The sequence below is a fragment of the Oceanobacter sp. 4_MG-2023 genome (genome assembly GCF_030689165.1).
In the GTDB taxonomy this organism is placed as follows: Bacteria; Pseudomonadota; Gammaproteobacteria; order Pseudomonadales; family Oceanobacteraceae; genus Oceanobacter.
In genome coordinates this window covers 104,476-119,055 of sequence record NZ_JAUYVV010000007.1, presented here as the reverse complement: position 1 = coordinate 119,055, position 14,580 = coordinate 104,476, and the positions used below count along the sequence as shown (strand labels likewise).

The following is a 14,580-nucleotide window of genomic DNA, read 5'->3' as shown; positions in this document are numbered from 1 at the left end:
CGATAGGTTAACCGGTTCAGGTGCGTGCTGGATGAATGAGGTGTGGTCAGCTCAGGTCGACCAGTCAGGCTGGCTTGTATCGAGGCAGTTTGTGGCGCTGATCATACAAGAGGAGAGAAAAAACCGCTGCCACGGAGGGCAGCGGAAAGGCGTATAAAACGCCAACAGGCCTCTCTGAACGAGAGGTTGAGGTCTGAACAATACGCTAAACGATGTGCAGTCTGATCGTTGTCGAACAGTACGGACAGATCTGTCAATCTGCCCGTACTGGTTGCCGGCTGATCGGTTCCGGGCTTAGAAGAAACCCAGTGGATCAGTGCTGTAGCTGACCAGCAGGTTTTTGGTTTGTTGGTAGTGATCCAGCATCATTTTGTGGGTTTCACGGCCAACACCAGATTTTTTGTAACCACCGAAGGCAGCGTGAGCAGGGTAAGCGTGGTAGCAGTTGGTCCAGACCCGACCAGCCTGAATGCCACGACCCATGCGGTACGCTACGTTCATGTCGCGGGACCAGACACCGGCACCCAGACCAAACTCGGTATCGTTGGCAATTTCCAGTGCTTCGGCTTCGTCTTTAAAGGTGGTTACTGCAACCACTGGCCCAAAGATTTCTTCCTGGAAAATACGCATCTTGTTGTTGCCTTTCATCAGCGTTGGCTGAATGTAGTAGCCAGTGCCAAGATCGTCAGCCAAGGTTTCTGCAGAACCACCCACCAGTACTTCTGCACCTTCATCACGGCCGATATCCAGGTAGCTCATGATTTTTTCATACTGCTGTTGTGATGCCTGTGCACCAACCATGGTATCGGTATCCAGCGGGTTGCCACGTTTGATCTGGGCAATACGCTCGATGACTTTGCCAATAAATTGTTCGTAAATGCTTTCCTGGATCAGCAGACGGCTTGGGCAAGTACAGATTTCACCCTGGTTGAAGAATGCCAGTACCGCACCTTCAACACATTTGCTGACGAAGCTGTCTTCGTGATCCATCACGTCGGCGAAGTAAACGTTAGGTGATTTACCACCCAGTTCAACCGTTGACGGAATGATGTTTTCAGCCGCACATTTCAGAATGTGGGAACCGACTGGGGTAGAACCGGTGAACGCGATCTTGGCGATGCGGGTTGAGGTGGCCAGAGCCTGGCCTGCTTCGGCACCGATACCGTTAACGATGTTCAGGGTACCTGGTGGCAGCAAGTCGCCAATACATTCCATCAGAACCAGGATGGAAGCCGGGGTTTGTTCGGCTGGCTTCAGGACGATACAGTTACCGGCGGCCAATGCGGGAGCCATTTTCCAGGCAGCCATCAGCAGCGGGAAGTTCCATGGGATGATCTGACCAACGACACCCAGTGGCTCGTGGAAATGATAAGCCACAGTGTGCTCGTCGATATCACCGATGGTGCCTTCCTGGGCGCGGAGACAGCCAGCGAAGTAGCGGAAGTGGTCAGCGGCCAATGGCACGTCTGCTGCCAGTGTTTCACGTACTGCCTTACCGTTGTCCCAGGTTTCTGCAACGGCCAGCTTTTCGAGGTTGGCTTCAATGCGATCGGCGATTTTCAACAACACGTTGGAACGTGCAGTAACGGATGTTTTGCCCCAGGCTTCTTTGGCAGCGTGAGCAGCATCCAGAGCCAGGTTGATATCGTCTTCGTCGGAGCGGGGAACCTGACAGAATACCTGACCGTTGATTGGGCTGATGTTGTCCAGGTAACGACCGTTAACAGGCTCGACCCATTGGCCGCCGATGAAGTTGCCGTAACGTTCTTTGAAGGTAACTACTGAGCCGTCTTGGCCGGGATTTGCGTAGATCATGTTAGTTCTCCGGGGAATTATTGTTATCGCAAACAGAGTTTATTGTTCAAGGGGCAGTACACGCTGACCTGAATCAATCGGAACGCTGTCAGTTTGCTGGAAGCTCTGGCATGCCGTCATTGACCATCCCTGTTTAAAAAGGCACTACCTTGGTACTAGTTCTCTGGGATGCCATCCTGGCGCATGCAGGCAAGATTCTGAGAGTGGGTAAATAGTGGCGCGACGAGAGGTGGTCTGAGTGGTAAGCCATACTGAATAGAACGGCCTGACATGCGCCTTGGTGGATTTGCTACTGAATGGCAATTACCGGAGAATAGCGCTCCCTGATATTGACTGACTCTGTCGGATTCTATGACTACCCGCATCGCCATTAACGGTTTCGGCCGTATCGGCCGCTCGGTTCTCCGGGCGCTTTATGAAAATCGTTACCACCCCCAACTGCAGATTGTGGCCATTAATGAATTGGCGGATATCGACTCCGTCAGTTATATGCTGCGTTACGACAGCACCCACGGCCGCTTTCCGGGCCAGGTGGTAGTCGAGGCGGATAATTGTCTGCGGATCAATGGCGATCTGGTACATCTGTACCACGAATCCAGTCCATCACGGCTGGACTGGTCCGAGTGCCAGGTGGATATTGTGCTGGAATGCAGTGGCCAGATTCGCACCCGGGCCGACGCCGAAGCGCATCTGCTCAGCGGTGCAGGCAAGGTACTGATTTCCAATCCGGCTGACAGCGCCGTCGACAACACCATTGTGTACGGCATCAACCACACGGATATTCGCCCAGAGCAGCGCATTATTTCCAACAGCTCGTGTTCTACCAACTGTCTGGTGCCGATACTGACCTTGTTGGAAGAAGCCTTCGGCATCGAACGGGGGGTGACGACCACCATCCACTCGGCCATGAACGATCAGCCGGTGATCGATGCTTACTCCTCGGATCTGCGCCGTACCCGGTCTGCGGGACAAAGCATTATTCCGGTTGATACCGGCTTGCCAAGAGGGGTGGCCCGGCTGATGCCAGCGTTGACAGGCAAACTGGAAAGTCTGCATTTGCGCGTCCCAACCATCAATGTGTCCGCTCTGGACGTCAGCTTGCAGCTCAAGTGCGACACCAGCGCACAGGCCGTTAACGAACTGATACAATCCGCTGCCAATGGTGTATTTCGTGGCCTGCTGGGTGTGACGTACGAGCCGCATGCTTCGATTGATTTTAACCATGACCCACGTTCCTGCATTGTTGATGCGACCCAGACTCGGGTCAGCGCCGGTTCAATGCTGAAGTTGCTGCTGTGGTTTGATAATGAATGGGGATTCGCCAACCGCATGCTGGATACGGCGCTGTATATGAAACAGGCGCCAGGCTTGGCAACAATATCCGGAGCAGGTGATACCGTAGCGGGTTCCATGTGAATCCGCGATGTCACCGCGTTGGGTCAATACACAAGTAATTACTAACAAAAACAGTCAGGGCGCTTGCGACGCCTGCAACACATATGAGGAAAGCCACAATGTCTGTGATCAAAATGACCGATCTGGATTTGAAGGGAAAGCGCGTTCTGATTCGTGAAGATCTGAATGTGCCTGTTAAAGCAGGCAAAGTGACCTCCGATGCGCGTATCCGTGCCTCTTTGCCCACCATTCAGCTTGCCCTGGCCGCTGGTGCTCGCGTCATTGTGATGTCCCACCTGGGTCGCCCGACGGAAGGCGTTTACGAAGAAGAATTTTCCATGCAGCCAGTGGCAGACCACTTGTCGGGTCTGTTGGAACGCGATGTCACGGTGGTGAAGGATTTTGCCAACGGGGTTGACGTTGCGGAAGGTGAGCTGGTGCTGTTGGAAAACGTCCGTTTTAATCCGGGCGAAAAGAAAGATGTCGATACGCTGGCACAAGCCTATGCGGCGTTGTGTGATGTGTTTGTAATGGATGCGTTTGGTACTGCTCACCGTGCCCAGGCCTCTACCCATGGCGTGGCAAAATTTGCTCCGGTTGCTTGCGCAGGGCCATTGCTGGCGGCAGAACTGGATGCACTGGGCAAGGCATTGGCAACACCCGCACGCCCGTTAGTGGCCATTGTCGGTGGCTCCAAGGTGTCAACCAAGCTGCAAGTGCTGGAGAGCCTGTCAGATATTTGCGATCAAATTATTGTGGGTGGTGGCATCGCCAATACCTTCCTCGCCGCTGCTGGTCAGCCGGTGGGTAAATCACTGTGTGAAGACGAACTGATTCCAGCCGCCAAGGCTCTGATGGAAAAAGTTTCCATCCCGGTACCTAGCGACGTGGTATGTGGTAAAGAATTCTCTGAAACCGCCGCTGCTACATTAAAACCGGCGGCGGATGTCACCGAAGACGATATGATTTTTGATATTGGCCCGGATTCTGCCGCCGCTTTGGCCGAACAACTGAAACAGGCCGGTACTATTATCTGGAATGGTCCGGTGGGCGTTTTCGAATTCGACCAGTTTGGTGAAGGTACCAAAGCCCTGTCATTGGCCATTGCAGAATCCGATGCTTTCTCGATTGCCGGTGGTGGCGATACCCTGGCAGCTGTTGATAAATACGGCATTGCCGATAAGGTGTCTTATATCTCCACTGGTGGCGGCGCTTTCCTGGAATTTGTTGAAGGAAAAGTACTGCCTGCGGTTGCGGTACTGGAACAACGCGCCAAATAAGAATCACAACATATAAACGGACTGACCTGATGTGCAGGTCAGTCAGCATAATCAGTTAGAAGGATAGTAATTTATGGCACTTATCAGTATGCGTCAGATGCTGGATCACGCCGCCGAATTCGGCTACGGCGTACCGGCGTTCAACGTCAACAACCTGGAACAAATGCGCGCCATCATGATGGCCGCCGACAAAACCGATTCGCCAGTGATCGTGCAGGCATCGGCCGGTGCACGTAAATACGCAGGTGCTCCTTTCTTGCGCCACCTGATTCTGGCCGCGGTGGAAGAATTTCCACACATTCCGGTGTGTATGCACCAGGATCACGGCACCTCGCCAGATGTATGTCAGCGCTCCATTCAACTGGGCTTCAGCTCCGTGATGATGGACGGCTCGCTGGGTACAGACGGCAAAACCCCCACCAGCTATGAATACAACGTCGACGTTACCCGTCGTACCGTTGAAATGGCGCATGCGTGTGGTGTGTCGGTTGAAGGTGAGCTGGGTTGTCTGGGTTCTCTCGAAACCGGTCAGGCCGGTGAAGAAGACGGTATTGGCGCAGAAGGTATTCTGAGCCACGACCAGATGCTGACCGATCCGGAAGAAGCTGCCGATTTTGTCAAGCAAACTGGCGTGGATGCTCTGGCTATCGCCTGTGGTACTTCACACGGTGCCTACAAATTTACGCGTCCACCAACAGATGACATTCTGGCCATCGACCGCATCAAGGCGATTCACCAGCGTATCCCGGGCACTCACCTGGTGATGCACGGTTCATCGTCTGTGCCGCAAGAATGGCTGGCCATCATCAACGAATTTGGTGGTGACATTCCAGAAACCTACGGTGTGCCGGTTGAGCAAATCGTTGAAGGTATCAAGTATGGCGTGCGCAAGGTGAATATCGATACCGACCTGCGTCTGGCTTCTACGGGTGCGATTCGTCGTTTTATGGCGGCCAACCCGAGTGAGTTTGATCCACGTAAATACCTGAAAGAAACCGTTACTGCGATGTCTGACATTTGTATCGCCCGTTACGAAGCCTTTGGTACCGCGGGTAACGCCAGCAAAATCAAGGTGGATTGCCTTGATGTGATGTATGAGCGTTATTTGACCGGTGAGCTGGATCCAAAGATCGTTTGATCTGAAGCCCAGCCATGGCTGGGTTTATGATGAGCTGATGGTGGGCCGTATCCTTGCGGCGCGCCAATATCAGCAGCCATGCTGGCAGTCAGGGGGGTGTTTGAGCGCCTTGACTGTCAGCGGCGTTTGCATGATTGTCCTCTGAATATTTATCTTTCCCGCTTTGTATCACTGCCCGTATTGCTCCTGTCGATTACCTCTCACAACTGCCAATCACAACTCTTGATAGCAACTGCCAATAACGACCACTGCCAATCACGACCGTAGCCAGCTTTCTTTCTGCCGCAATTCGGTGAAGGTGTGATCCTTTACGCATAAAAATGTATTTATTTGGTAATGAATTGTATTGATATGTAATTACTGGTTATTATTTGGCCACCATAAACATTGGAATATATCCCCATTTACCGGTGCCCAGGCCCAAATAAAGCACCCTGTGATTAGCAAAAAGGAATCAAATCATGAACTGGACACATTCATTGACGAGCTGGATGTCTGTCGCTCTGCTCAGTAGTACGTTGGCCATCACTGGTTGCGGTGGTAGTGATAGTAGTGGCAGCAGCAGTGACGACAACACATCAGATGCAACACTGGAAGGTACGGCGGCCACCGGTGCGGCGATTGACGGTTTTGTATATGTCACCGATGCCAGTGGTACCGAGGTCAATGTCGCGACCGAGGATGATGGCAGCTACACCATTACCGTTACCGGCATGACAGCCCCTTTCTTGCTGCGTGCTATTCCTGATGATGGCTCGGACGTACAGTATTCGTTTGCCGCAAGCGCCAACAGCGTTGCCAACATTACACAGTTGACGACACTGGCGATGTTCCTGGCCAATGGTGAAATCAGCCTGGAAGTGCTGCAGCAACGCTGGTCTGATGCCGCTGCCAGTTTCTCCAGCGACGATCTTGAGGATGCCCAGGCGCAGGTTAATGCCAATTTCAGCGAACAGTTTTCTGACAATGGCCTGAATGCCGACAGCTACGACTTTTTTACTACGGAGTTCAGCGCCAACGGCAATGGCTTCGATGCGGTACTGGATCTGATCAGTATTGATATCAACTTCAGCACCAGTTCTTTCACCGTGGCGGTGGATGGTGTGGTGTATGACTACGACATGGATATTGATGCAGGTACGGATAACGGCGGCATCGTTATTGGCGGTGATGACAGTGACCTGGATGGCGAGTGGACGCTGACCTTCAGTGGTACATTCAGGTCTGGAGCAACGACGACGGTTATTCCTGAGGTTACTATCGATGGGCTGGAGGCACCGGATTCCCTGCCTGAAATTGAAGATCGGGTCAGTGATAGCTTTGAGACATCTGGTTCTGAAATCAGCAATCTGGAAGTCACCACGCTAACCGATACCGATACACGCAAGACCTTTACACTGAGCTTTACGCTGACAACAACCGTCGATGTTGGCGGCTCTTCTGTGGATGTTCTCTCCGACTACGATATGACCTACGACTATCAGCTTGACTGATACTCGCAGCAGAGCATGACTATTGGTAAAGGGCGCTTCGGCGCCCTTTTTAATGGCTGGTGGCCAGTCAGTTTTGGTGTTGTTTTGGTGTTGTTTTGGTGTTACTGCGGATAATCAGGCATGCCATACGCCATACCGTCGCAATCACCGCAATCACCGCCGCCAGTGTTGGCATGAAGAAGACAGACACCCCTTGTGGCAAGGGGTGTCTGTCGAGTCGATATGATTTTGTGGATGTGTACTGGCTCAGGCGTTTGCCGCAATCTCTTGAATCCGTTGCACCATGGCGCGGATACCGTTACCTCGGGTGGGGCTCAGGTGTTTGATCAGATCAATGGCGCCAAAGTAGCCGTCGATATCAAAGGCGCTGGCCGCTGCCGGGGTTTTGCCATTGTAGGCACTGAGTACCACGCCAAGCAGGCCTTTGACGATATGGGCGTCGGAGTCAGCTTCCAGTACCAGCTTGCCGTCAATGATATCGGAGTCAATCCAGACCTGGCTCTGGCAGCCACGAATCAGATGCTGTTCGGTTTTCTTGTCATCGGGCATTGGCGGTAATTGTTTGCCAAGCTCGATGATGTATTTGTAGCGCTCTTCCCAATCGTCAAAAAAGCCAAGGGTGTCAAGAATATCGTCGGTAGTAATCTCACTGCCGAAGGGATTCGGGGTCAGGCTCACGGTGCTCTCCTCAGGCTGATTCAGCCAGCTCGGCGTTCAGTGTTTCGATAAAGCTGCGGATACGTTGGGCGGCTTCACGGCATTCTTCGACGCTGGCGACCAGAGCCATGCGAACGCGACCGGCGCCGGGGTTAATACCTTCGACGGCGCGGGAAATATAGGAGCCGGGTAATACCGTGATGTGTTGCTCGGCAAACAGGCGCTGGGCGAACAGGTCGTCGGCAATCGGGGTTTTTAACCACAAGTAGAAGCTGGCATCGGTTTGTTGAATATCGATCACCGGCTCGAGAATCTCGATAAAGGTTTTGAATTTCTCGGTGTACTGGCGGCGGTTTTCTTCCACATGAGCTTCGTCTTTCCAGGCGGCAATAGCGGCCATCTGGGTTTGTACGGGTTGCGCGCAACCATGGTAGGTGCGGTACAGCAGAAAGGGCTTCAGCAGTTTGGCATCACCGGCAATAAAACCGGAGCGCAGGCCGGGCAGGTTGGAGCGCTTGGACAGGGAGTGGAAGACCACACACTTGTCGTAATCGTCGCGGCCCAGTTCCGCGCAGGCTTGCAGCAGCCCGGCGGGAGCTTCTTTGCCATCGACCCAGAGCTCGGAGTAACACTCATCAGAGGCGATAATAAAGTTGTACTGATCGGCCAGGGCAATCAGTTCCTTGTATTGGGCAAGGCTCAGGGTCGAGCCGGTCGGGTTGCCTGGAGAGCAGACAAACAGCAGTTGGCAACGTTGCCAAACGTCAGCCGGAACAGATGCATAATCGGCGTTAAATCCCGTGGCTTCGAGACATGGCAGAAAATAAGGCTCGGCACCGGCCAGATACGCTGCCCCTTCGTAAATCTGATAGAAGGGATTTGGGCTCAGGACCAGCGGCTGTGGCTGGCTGCGATCCACAGCGGCCTGGGCGAAGGCAAAAATGGCCTCGCGGGTGCCGTTAACCGGAATAACCTGGGTTACCGGGTCGATGGCGTTCAGCTTGAAACGGCGGCCGAGCCAATCGGCACAAACGCTGCTGAGCTCTGGCAGACCCTTGGTGGTGGGGTAGTTTTCCAGTGACCGGATGCTGTCGATCATGGCCTGTTGGACAAAGACGGGCGAAGGGTGTTTGGGTTCGCCGATCGACAGGGATATGTGCTCCAGAGCCATATTGGGGCTGACAGCAGCTTTCAGTTTCGCCAGTTTTTCGAATGGGTAGGGCTGGAGTTTGCTCAGGTCTGGATTCATGTGACACCAACAAAGACAACGACAGGCAGCCACAGCTGCCGTGAAAAAGTGCTGGTGATTATACCTGCTGACATCGGAAAGAGCAGGTCATTATGACAAAAGTATGGCGGTGGCTGCGGTATGGCGGTTATTCGCTGGCTTCAATCCCGGTGATCAGCCAGGGGGCATCGTCAATCGACATATCCCGTTCCAGGTGCCAGGTATCGCGAATACGGTCTTCGCTGTGGTCGCCATGATCCCGGCTATGGCCATGAAACAGCAAGCTGATCTTGCGTACGGAACCAACCTGGCGTGCCAGTACTATATCCGCGGCAAGATCGAGGACTTCCGTCTGGGGTGGCGCTGCCGCCATGGTAGCCCGTTGACGGGCCAGCAAGGTGTACAGCTCGGCAACGACGTATTCCCTGAGGGTGCGCATGTCACCATCATTCCAGGCCTGTTGTACCAGTCGATAGTGATCCAGCGCTCGCTGGACAAAGGCTGTGCGGTCAAAGTCCTGAGGCAGGTTGATCGGAGGTTCGTTGTTGATGGTTTGGTTCATTATCACGCTGAGATCCTGGCGCGGGTGATGCTGAGAGCCAATGGTATCGGCGACCGAGGACAGGAAGGTGCCGTGGTGTTGGTCTGCACCAGGAGGGTGTGCAGGTTGTCTGCGAAACAGTTTCAACAAGACCAGTCCGGTTAATACCAGCCACAGGATATCGATCCATTGGATGCCATCAAAAGCGCCGTTGGCAAACAGAAAAGCAAACAGGCTGCCACTGAACAAGCCATTCAACAGGTCTTTTATCAAGCTGCTTGTACTTGTTTGGGTCCACGGTCCTGTAGCGGCATCTGTCTGGCTGGCCAGGAGTGCCGACTTGGCTGGAACCGCGGCTGTGAAGGTGTGATGGGTAAAGCTGTCACTGTCTATTTTGGGGGCTGCCTCGGCGGATTGCATCAGGGCCATTAATAGAAAGGCTGTCGCAAACAGGGACCAGAAGAACTTCATAATAACCTCTGTGAATGTCATCTTTGTCAGAGCGGCCGCCACTGTAACAGAATTGGCCGGCTTCAGAGGTCGGAAATATCAGACAGGCCAGAGCAGCCACGGAGAGGTTGTGCCGGGAGGAAGCACTGGGTGAACGCTAGTGCAGAGAATTGTAAGGTGCTGTCAGTGGGTGTATTTACCAGAAGACAATACAAATGATAGGTAATATCATTTGTGTTTGATAGGGACGTCGACGTCTAACCACCCACTAAGAGTAGAAATATATGCCCAAGTTCCGTTCTCGTTCTGTCTTTTCTCAAGGAGCCCACAGTTGGCTAACGCCTGCTTGTCTGACCCTTGGTTCTTGCTTGTCTGCTACTGCGATGGCTGATGATTCATCGAACATCGAACTCGAGTCCATGGTGGTTACGGCCACGATGAGTGCACGGCCAATCGAAACCGCACCGGCTTTTACAACCGTTTTGAGTGCTGAAGAAATTGAATCGGCTCCGGTTGATAGTTTGGGTGACTTGCTGCGAGCCAATGCAGGGTTGAATAATCTGACGGACAGTAATGGTCGGGATGATATCCAGATCCGTGGTTTGGACAGCGATTACACCATGATCCTGATCAATGGCAAGCGGGTGTCATCCGGCGGTGCATTTGCCAAAGGCAGTGATGTTGATTTCAACTCAATTCCTGTGTCCTCGATTGAACGCATTGAAGTGATTCGTGGGCCGATGGCGGCCTTGTATGGTTCTGATGCCATTGGTGGGGTGATTAATATCATCACCAAAAAGTCCGCTGGCGAGTGGCGCGGCAGTGTCAGTGGTGAATACACCGTGGTCGACTCTGGTGAAGATGGCGGCCGTTACCGTTTGGGCGGGACGGTTATGGGGTCTCTGAATGACAAGGTCAGCCTGTCAGTATCGGCGGACCAGTACAGCCGTGATGCCTGGTACGCCAATGATGCTGATGAGGTACCGGAGCAGGAAGAAAAAACGGCCAGCAATCTGACGTCAACGCTGACCGTGGATCTGGATGAACAGCAAAGCATCGATATTGACCTTGGTTATAACCATGATGATCGTCCCTATCAGCTGTACGGCACCAGCTCGTACCGTGATCAGACCATCAATCGTTATGACCTGGCACTGACTCATACGGGTCAATGGAGCAATGCTTCAACCACCGCTTATATCAAATATGAGCACAGCGATGTTGACGACTACAACACCAGTTATGACATCCCCCAGCATCACACCAAGGAAACCAACCTGTACGCCAAGGCCTATGGCCATACATCTCTGGGAATGAACGATCTGGTAGCCGGGTTCGATTTCCGCCATCAGGAACTGGAAGACCCGGTCAACTATGTGGAAACCGGCAAATACAGCATCGATCAGGCTGGTGTGTTTGTGCAGGATGAACTGGCGCTGACGGATCAGCTGACCCTGACGCTGGGCGGCCGCTGGGATCATCACGAAATCTTTGGTGGTCACTTTTCTCCGAAAAGCTATTTGGTTTACCAACTGAATGATGCCGTGACATTAAAAGGGGGCGTTGGTAAGGCGTTCAAAGCCCCGGATGGCCGTAAGTTAAGCCCGGAATACAACGAAATCAGTTGTGGTGGCAGCTGCTACATTCCCGGTAATCCGGATCTGGAACCAGAGACCAGTATCACCAAAGAGCTGGGGGTGGAAGTACGCCAGCCTTATTGGAGTCTGAGTGCGGATGTGTTTGATACCGAGGTCAAAGACAAGATCGAACGGGAACTGGGCGAAGCCGATGAGGATGGTGTGTACTCCCCGGTCTGGGTCAACCTGAGCAAGGTCACGTCGAAAGGTTATGAAGTAAGCGGTGATCTGGACCTGACCGATAGTTTGGTGGTTACCGGTAATTACACCCGACTGATCGTCAAGGACGAAGACGACGCCGTGATTGAGTATCGTCCTGAGCATCAATCGAATCTCGGTATCAAAATGCAGGCGACGGATGCCCTCAGCGCCAGTCTTAATGTCAATTATGTAGGGGGTATGACCTATTCCTACTGGGCCGACTCCCAGACCAATGTGCGTAAGCTGTCGTATTACCGCACGGATCTGGGTTTCCTGATGGATATGAATGAAGCGGTACAGCTCAAATTTGGCGTCAACAATATCGGTGATATCAATCTGACGGATATGGATGACAATATTTCCACTGTCGAGCTGGGCCGTAACTATTACTTTGGCGGCACTTACTACTTCTGATGGATGTTCTTATGACCACAATCACCTTGCTTATTGGCCTGACGACGCTGGCGGTGGCTTTGTTGTACCTGAGTTTGCCTAACCAGCGCTGGCTGGCACGACCGCTACCGGCCAGATATCGGCCGTTGGTGCTGGTAGCACAGGGAGTGCCGTTACTGGGGTGGCTGCTGTCCGTGCCGCCACTGACTGCAGTCCTGGCCTGGCTGGTGGTGGTCATGCTTGCGCTGGGGTTACTCCCGGCGCTGTTTTTACTGTGGTGGAGGGCCGACTGATGGCAGCACGGGATTTTCGTTATGACTGGTGGTCAAAAAGCCTCAGCGGCATCATCGCCGGATTTTTGTTGGCACTGGGCATCAGTGGTCTGTTTGCCTGGTGGGGGCCGGGAGGGATTGATGCCACTAACAAGGTGCAATTCAACATGTGGTTGATCGTGCTGGTCTGGGTACCCTTGCTGGCAACCGTGTATTTGTTTCGTAATGGTGTCCGGGCCTGGCTGGTATTGGGGAGCCTGGCGCTGATCAGTCATACGGCACTGTATTTTGTTCGCACCGGAGGTATGGCATGAAAAACGGATTCAAGGTGCGGGGCGACATTCTGAAAATGTACAAGACCCTGCATACCTGGGTTGGTATCAGCTCTGGCATCTTGCTGTTTATCTGCTTTTTTGCCGGTGCACTCACTATGTTCGAAGAGCCAATCCAGCAGTGGTCGGAGACGGCCAGTGACAAGCTGCAGCCGACATCACAGCTTTCTCCGGTTGAGCTGGACTCGCTGGTGGATCAGGTGCTGGCGCAGTATCCGGCAGCCCACCGGGGGATGACGCTGCAGCTGGGGGAGCATCCACAAGGCAATGCACCGCTGTTCTGGCAAGGAGGAGGGCGGAGCCGCGATTTGAATCTGTCGGCGGCACGCTGGCAAGCGAGTCTGGATAACGACGGGCAATTGCAGGTCCAGCAGCAGACCCCTGGTCAGCTGGGGGAATTGATTGATCTGTTACATCGTACTGCCGGAATACCGGGACAGTGGGGCCATGGCTGGATTGGCCTGTATCTGATGGGCGTGGCATCGTTGCTGTACTGCCTGGCGCTGGTGTCGGGCATCGTATTGGTATTGCCCACACTGATTCGGGATTTTTTGATTGTGCGGCCGGAAAAGAGCCGCAAGCGTTTCTGGCTGGACAGCCATAACCTGATTGGTATTACCAGCCTGCCCTTTCATCTGATGATTGCGGTGACGGTGGTGGTGTTTGCCTTCCATGACGAGCTTTACGATGCCTTGCAAGAGGTAGTGTACGGTGACAAATCCATGTTTGGTGTACGGGTGGAAGCGACGGAGCAGTCGGTCACCGAGCTGCCAGCGATCAGTCAGCTACTGGAGCAAGTGCAGCAGCAAGCTCCGGGGTTTGAGGTCAAGGCAGTCGAGCTGATGAATCTGGATTCGTCGCGAGCGATTGCCCGGGTTGCGGTTACTCATGACAGCTACCTGACCCGTGGCGCACGGGAAGGCTATGTCATTCTTGATCCTTATACCCTGGAGGTGATCAACACCAGTGTTTTGCCTGGGCAACAGGATGACTGGAGTATGCTGGTGAGCAGCTTCTTTGGTATGCATTTTGGCAGCTTTGGAGGCACCGGAGTGAAGTGGCTGTATTTTGCGCTTGGTCTCAGTGGTGCGTTTATTTTCTACAGCGGCAATGTGCTGTGGATCCAGAGTCGGCGCAAAAAATCCGGCAAGGCGGCATTAGCCATGGCAGAGCAGCCACGCTCGGTACGCTGGATGGCCAATGCCACGACCGGGGTTTGTCTTGGCAGTATCGCCGGGGTTGCGGTAGCCATGGCGGTGAGCAAGCTGTCGGAGGGGATGCTGGCTGAAAACAGTGAAGGCAATCCGTCGAATATCCTGCTGTTATGGGGATATTACCTGACCTGGCTGGTCTGGTTGTTATGGGCCTGTGTACGGGGCAGTGAACGGGCCGGTAGCGAGTTGCTGCAGGCCACGGCGGTGAGTATTTTGCTGATTCCGGCTTGCAGCATGTTACTGGTGTTGTCGGGGGATCTGGATATTGCGGCAGTGACCGGGGCAAGCCTGGCTGTGGATCTGGTGGCATTGCTGAGTACAGGGTTGATTCTGCTGCTGGACTGGCGATTACGTCGACGGGCAGTGCCGGTCGGCGCGGCGCTGGCTGATGCGGTCACCAGCTGAAGTGAAATGAATCGCCAGTGGGGATGGATAGTCAGTGAAGATTGATAGTTGGTGATGGCGATAGTTGGTGATGTATTAATAGCTGATGAAGATTGATAGTAATTTATTGATTGTCAAAGGCTATTAATG

12 protein-coding genes are annotated in these 14,580 nt (G+C 53.5%); 8 read left to right on the top strand and 4 right to left on the bottom strand.

Features of this window, described 5'->3' with window-relative positions; all coding sequences use genetic code 11:
• Positions 1-294 precede the first annotated feature (294 nt).
• Positions 295-1,815, bottom strand: coding sequence for an aldehyde dehydrogenase family protein (locus tag Q8W24_RS07325; protein WP_303433105.1), 1,521 nt, complete (start codon positions 1,813-1,815; stop codon positions 295-297).
• Between the two features lie 351 nt (positions 1,816-2,166).
• Between Q8W24_RS07325 and Q8W24_RS07320 the strand changes: the two genes are divergently transcribed.
• The 4 genes from Q8W24_RS07320 to Q8W24_RS07305 all read left to right on the top strand — a co-directional run bounded on the left by Q8W24_RS07320 (position 2,167) and on the right by Q8W24_RS07305 (position 7,121).
• Positions 2,167-3,231, top strand: a complete 1,065-nt coding sequence (locus Q8W24_RS07320; protein WP_305474897.1) for a type I glyceraldehyde-3-phosphate dehydrogenase — start codon at positions 2,167-2,169, stop codon at positions 3,229-3,231.
• 98 nt (positions 3,232-3,329) lie between these two features.
• Positions 3,330-4,490, top strand: a complete 1,161-nt coding sequence (locus tag Q8W24_RS07315; protein ID WP_303433107.1) for a phosphoglycerate kinase — start codon at positions 3,330-3,332, stop codon at positions 4,488-4,490.
• 73 nt (positions 4,491-4,563) lie between these two features.
• Positions 4,564-5,628, top strand: coding sequence for a class II fructose-bisphosphate aldolase (fba, locus tag Q8W24_RS07310; RefSeq protein WP_303433108.1), 1,065 nt, complete (start codon positions 4,564-4,566; stop codon positions 5,626-5,628).
• Positions 5,629-6,089: 461 nt separating this feature from the next.
• Positions 6,090-7,121, top strand: a complete 1,032-nt coding sequence (locus Q8W24_RS07305; protein ID WP_305474895.1) for a hypothetical protein — start codon at positions 6,090-6,092, stop codon at positions 7,119-7,121.
• 246 nt (positions 7,122-7,367) lie between these two features.
• Here Q8W24_RS07305 and Q8W24_RS07300 read toward each other — a convergent pair whose 3' ends face one another.
• From Q8W24_RS07300 to Q8W24_RS07290, 3 genes are all read right to left on the bottom strand, one after another.
• Entirely contained in the window at positions 7,368-7,799 is a 432-nt protein-coding gene (locus Q8W24_RS07300) for a SufE family protein (protein WP_303433110.1), read from the bottom strand.
• Positions 7,800-7,809: 10 nt separating this feature from the next.
• Positions 7,810-9,027 (bottom strand): succinyldiaminopimelate transaminase, encoded by a 1,218-nt coding sequence (gene dapC / locus Q8W24_RS07295; RefSeq protein WP_305474893.1) that lies wholly within the window; start codon positions 9,025-9,027, stop codon positions 7,810-7,812.
• A gap of 127 nt (positions 9,028-9,154) precedes the next feature.
• Complete coding sequence (locus Q8W24_RS07290) at positions 9,155-10,018, bottom strand: Tim44 domain-containing protein (RefSeq protein WP_305474891.1); 864 nt, start codon at positions 10,016-10,018, stop codon at positions 9,155-9,157.
• 263 nt (positions 10,019-10,281) lie between these two features.
• On the opposite strand from Q8W24_RS07290, the gene Q8W24_RS07285 reads away from it, so the two are divergent.
• From Q8W24_RS07285 to Q8W24_RS07270, 4 genes are read left to right on the top strand one after another with little or no spacing between them, the layout of a single operon-like run.
• Entirely contained in the window at positions 10,282-12,249 is a 1,968-nt protein-coding gene (locus Q8W24_RS07285) for a TonB-dependent siderophore receptor (protein WP_305474890.1), read from the top strand.
• Positions 12,250-12,260: 11 nt separating this feature from the next.
• A complete protein-coding gene (locus Q8W24_RS07280) occupies positions 12,261-12,521 on the top strand; it encodes a hypothetical protein (RefSeq protein WP_305474888.1) in 261 nt (86 codons plus the stop codon).
• The gene (locus Q8W24_RS07275) at positions 12,521-12,814 is read left to right on the top strand and encodes a hypothetical protein (RefSeq protein ID WP_303433116.1); all 294 of its coding nucleotides are present in this window, start codon (positions 12,521-12,523) and stop codon (positions 12,812-12,814) included. The genes Q8W24_RS07280 and Q8W24_RS07275 overlap by 1 nt, the downstream gene beginning before the upstream one ends.
• Positions 12,811-14,451 carry a PepSY domain-containing protein gene (locus Q8W24_RS07270; RefSeq protein WP_305474887.1) on the top strand — a complete coding sequence of 547 codons (1,641 nt, stop codon included), beginning with the start codon at positions 12,811-12,813 and terminating at the stop codon, positions 14,449-14,451. The genes Q8W24_RS07275 and Q8W24_RS07270 overlap by 4 nt, the downstream gene beginning before the upstream one ends.
• The last annotated feature ends 129 nt before the right edge of the window (positions 14,452-14,580 follow it).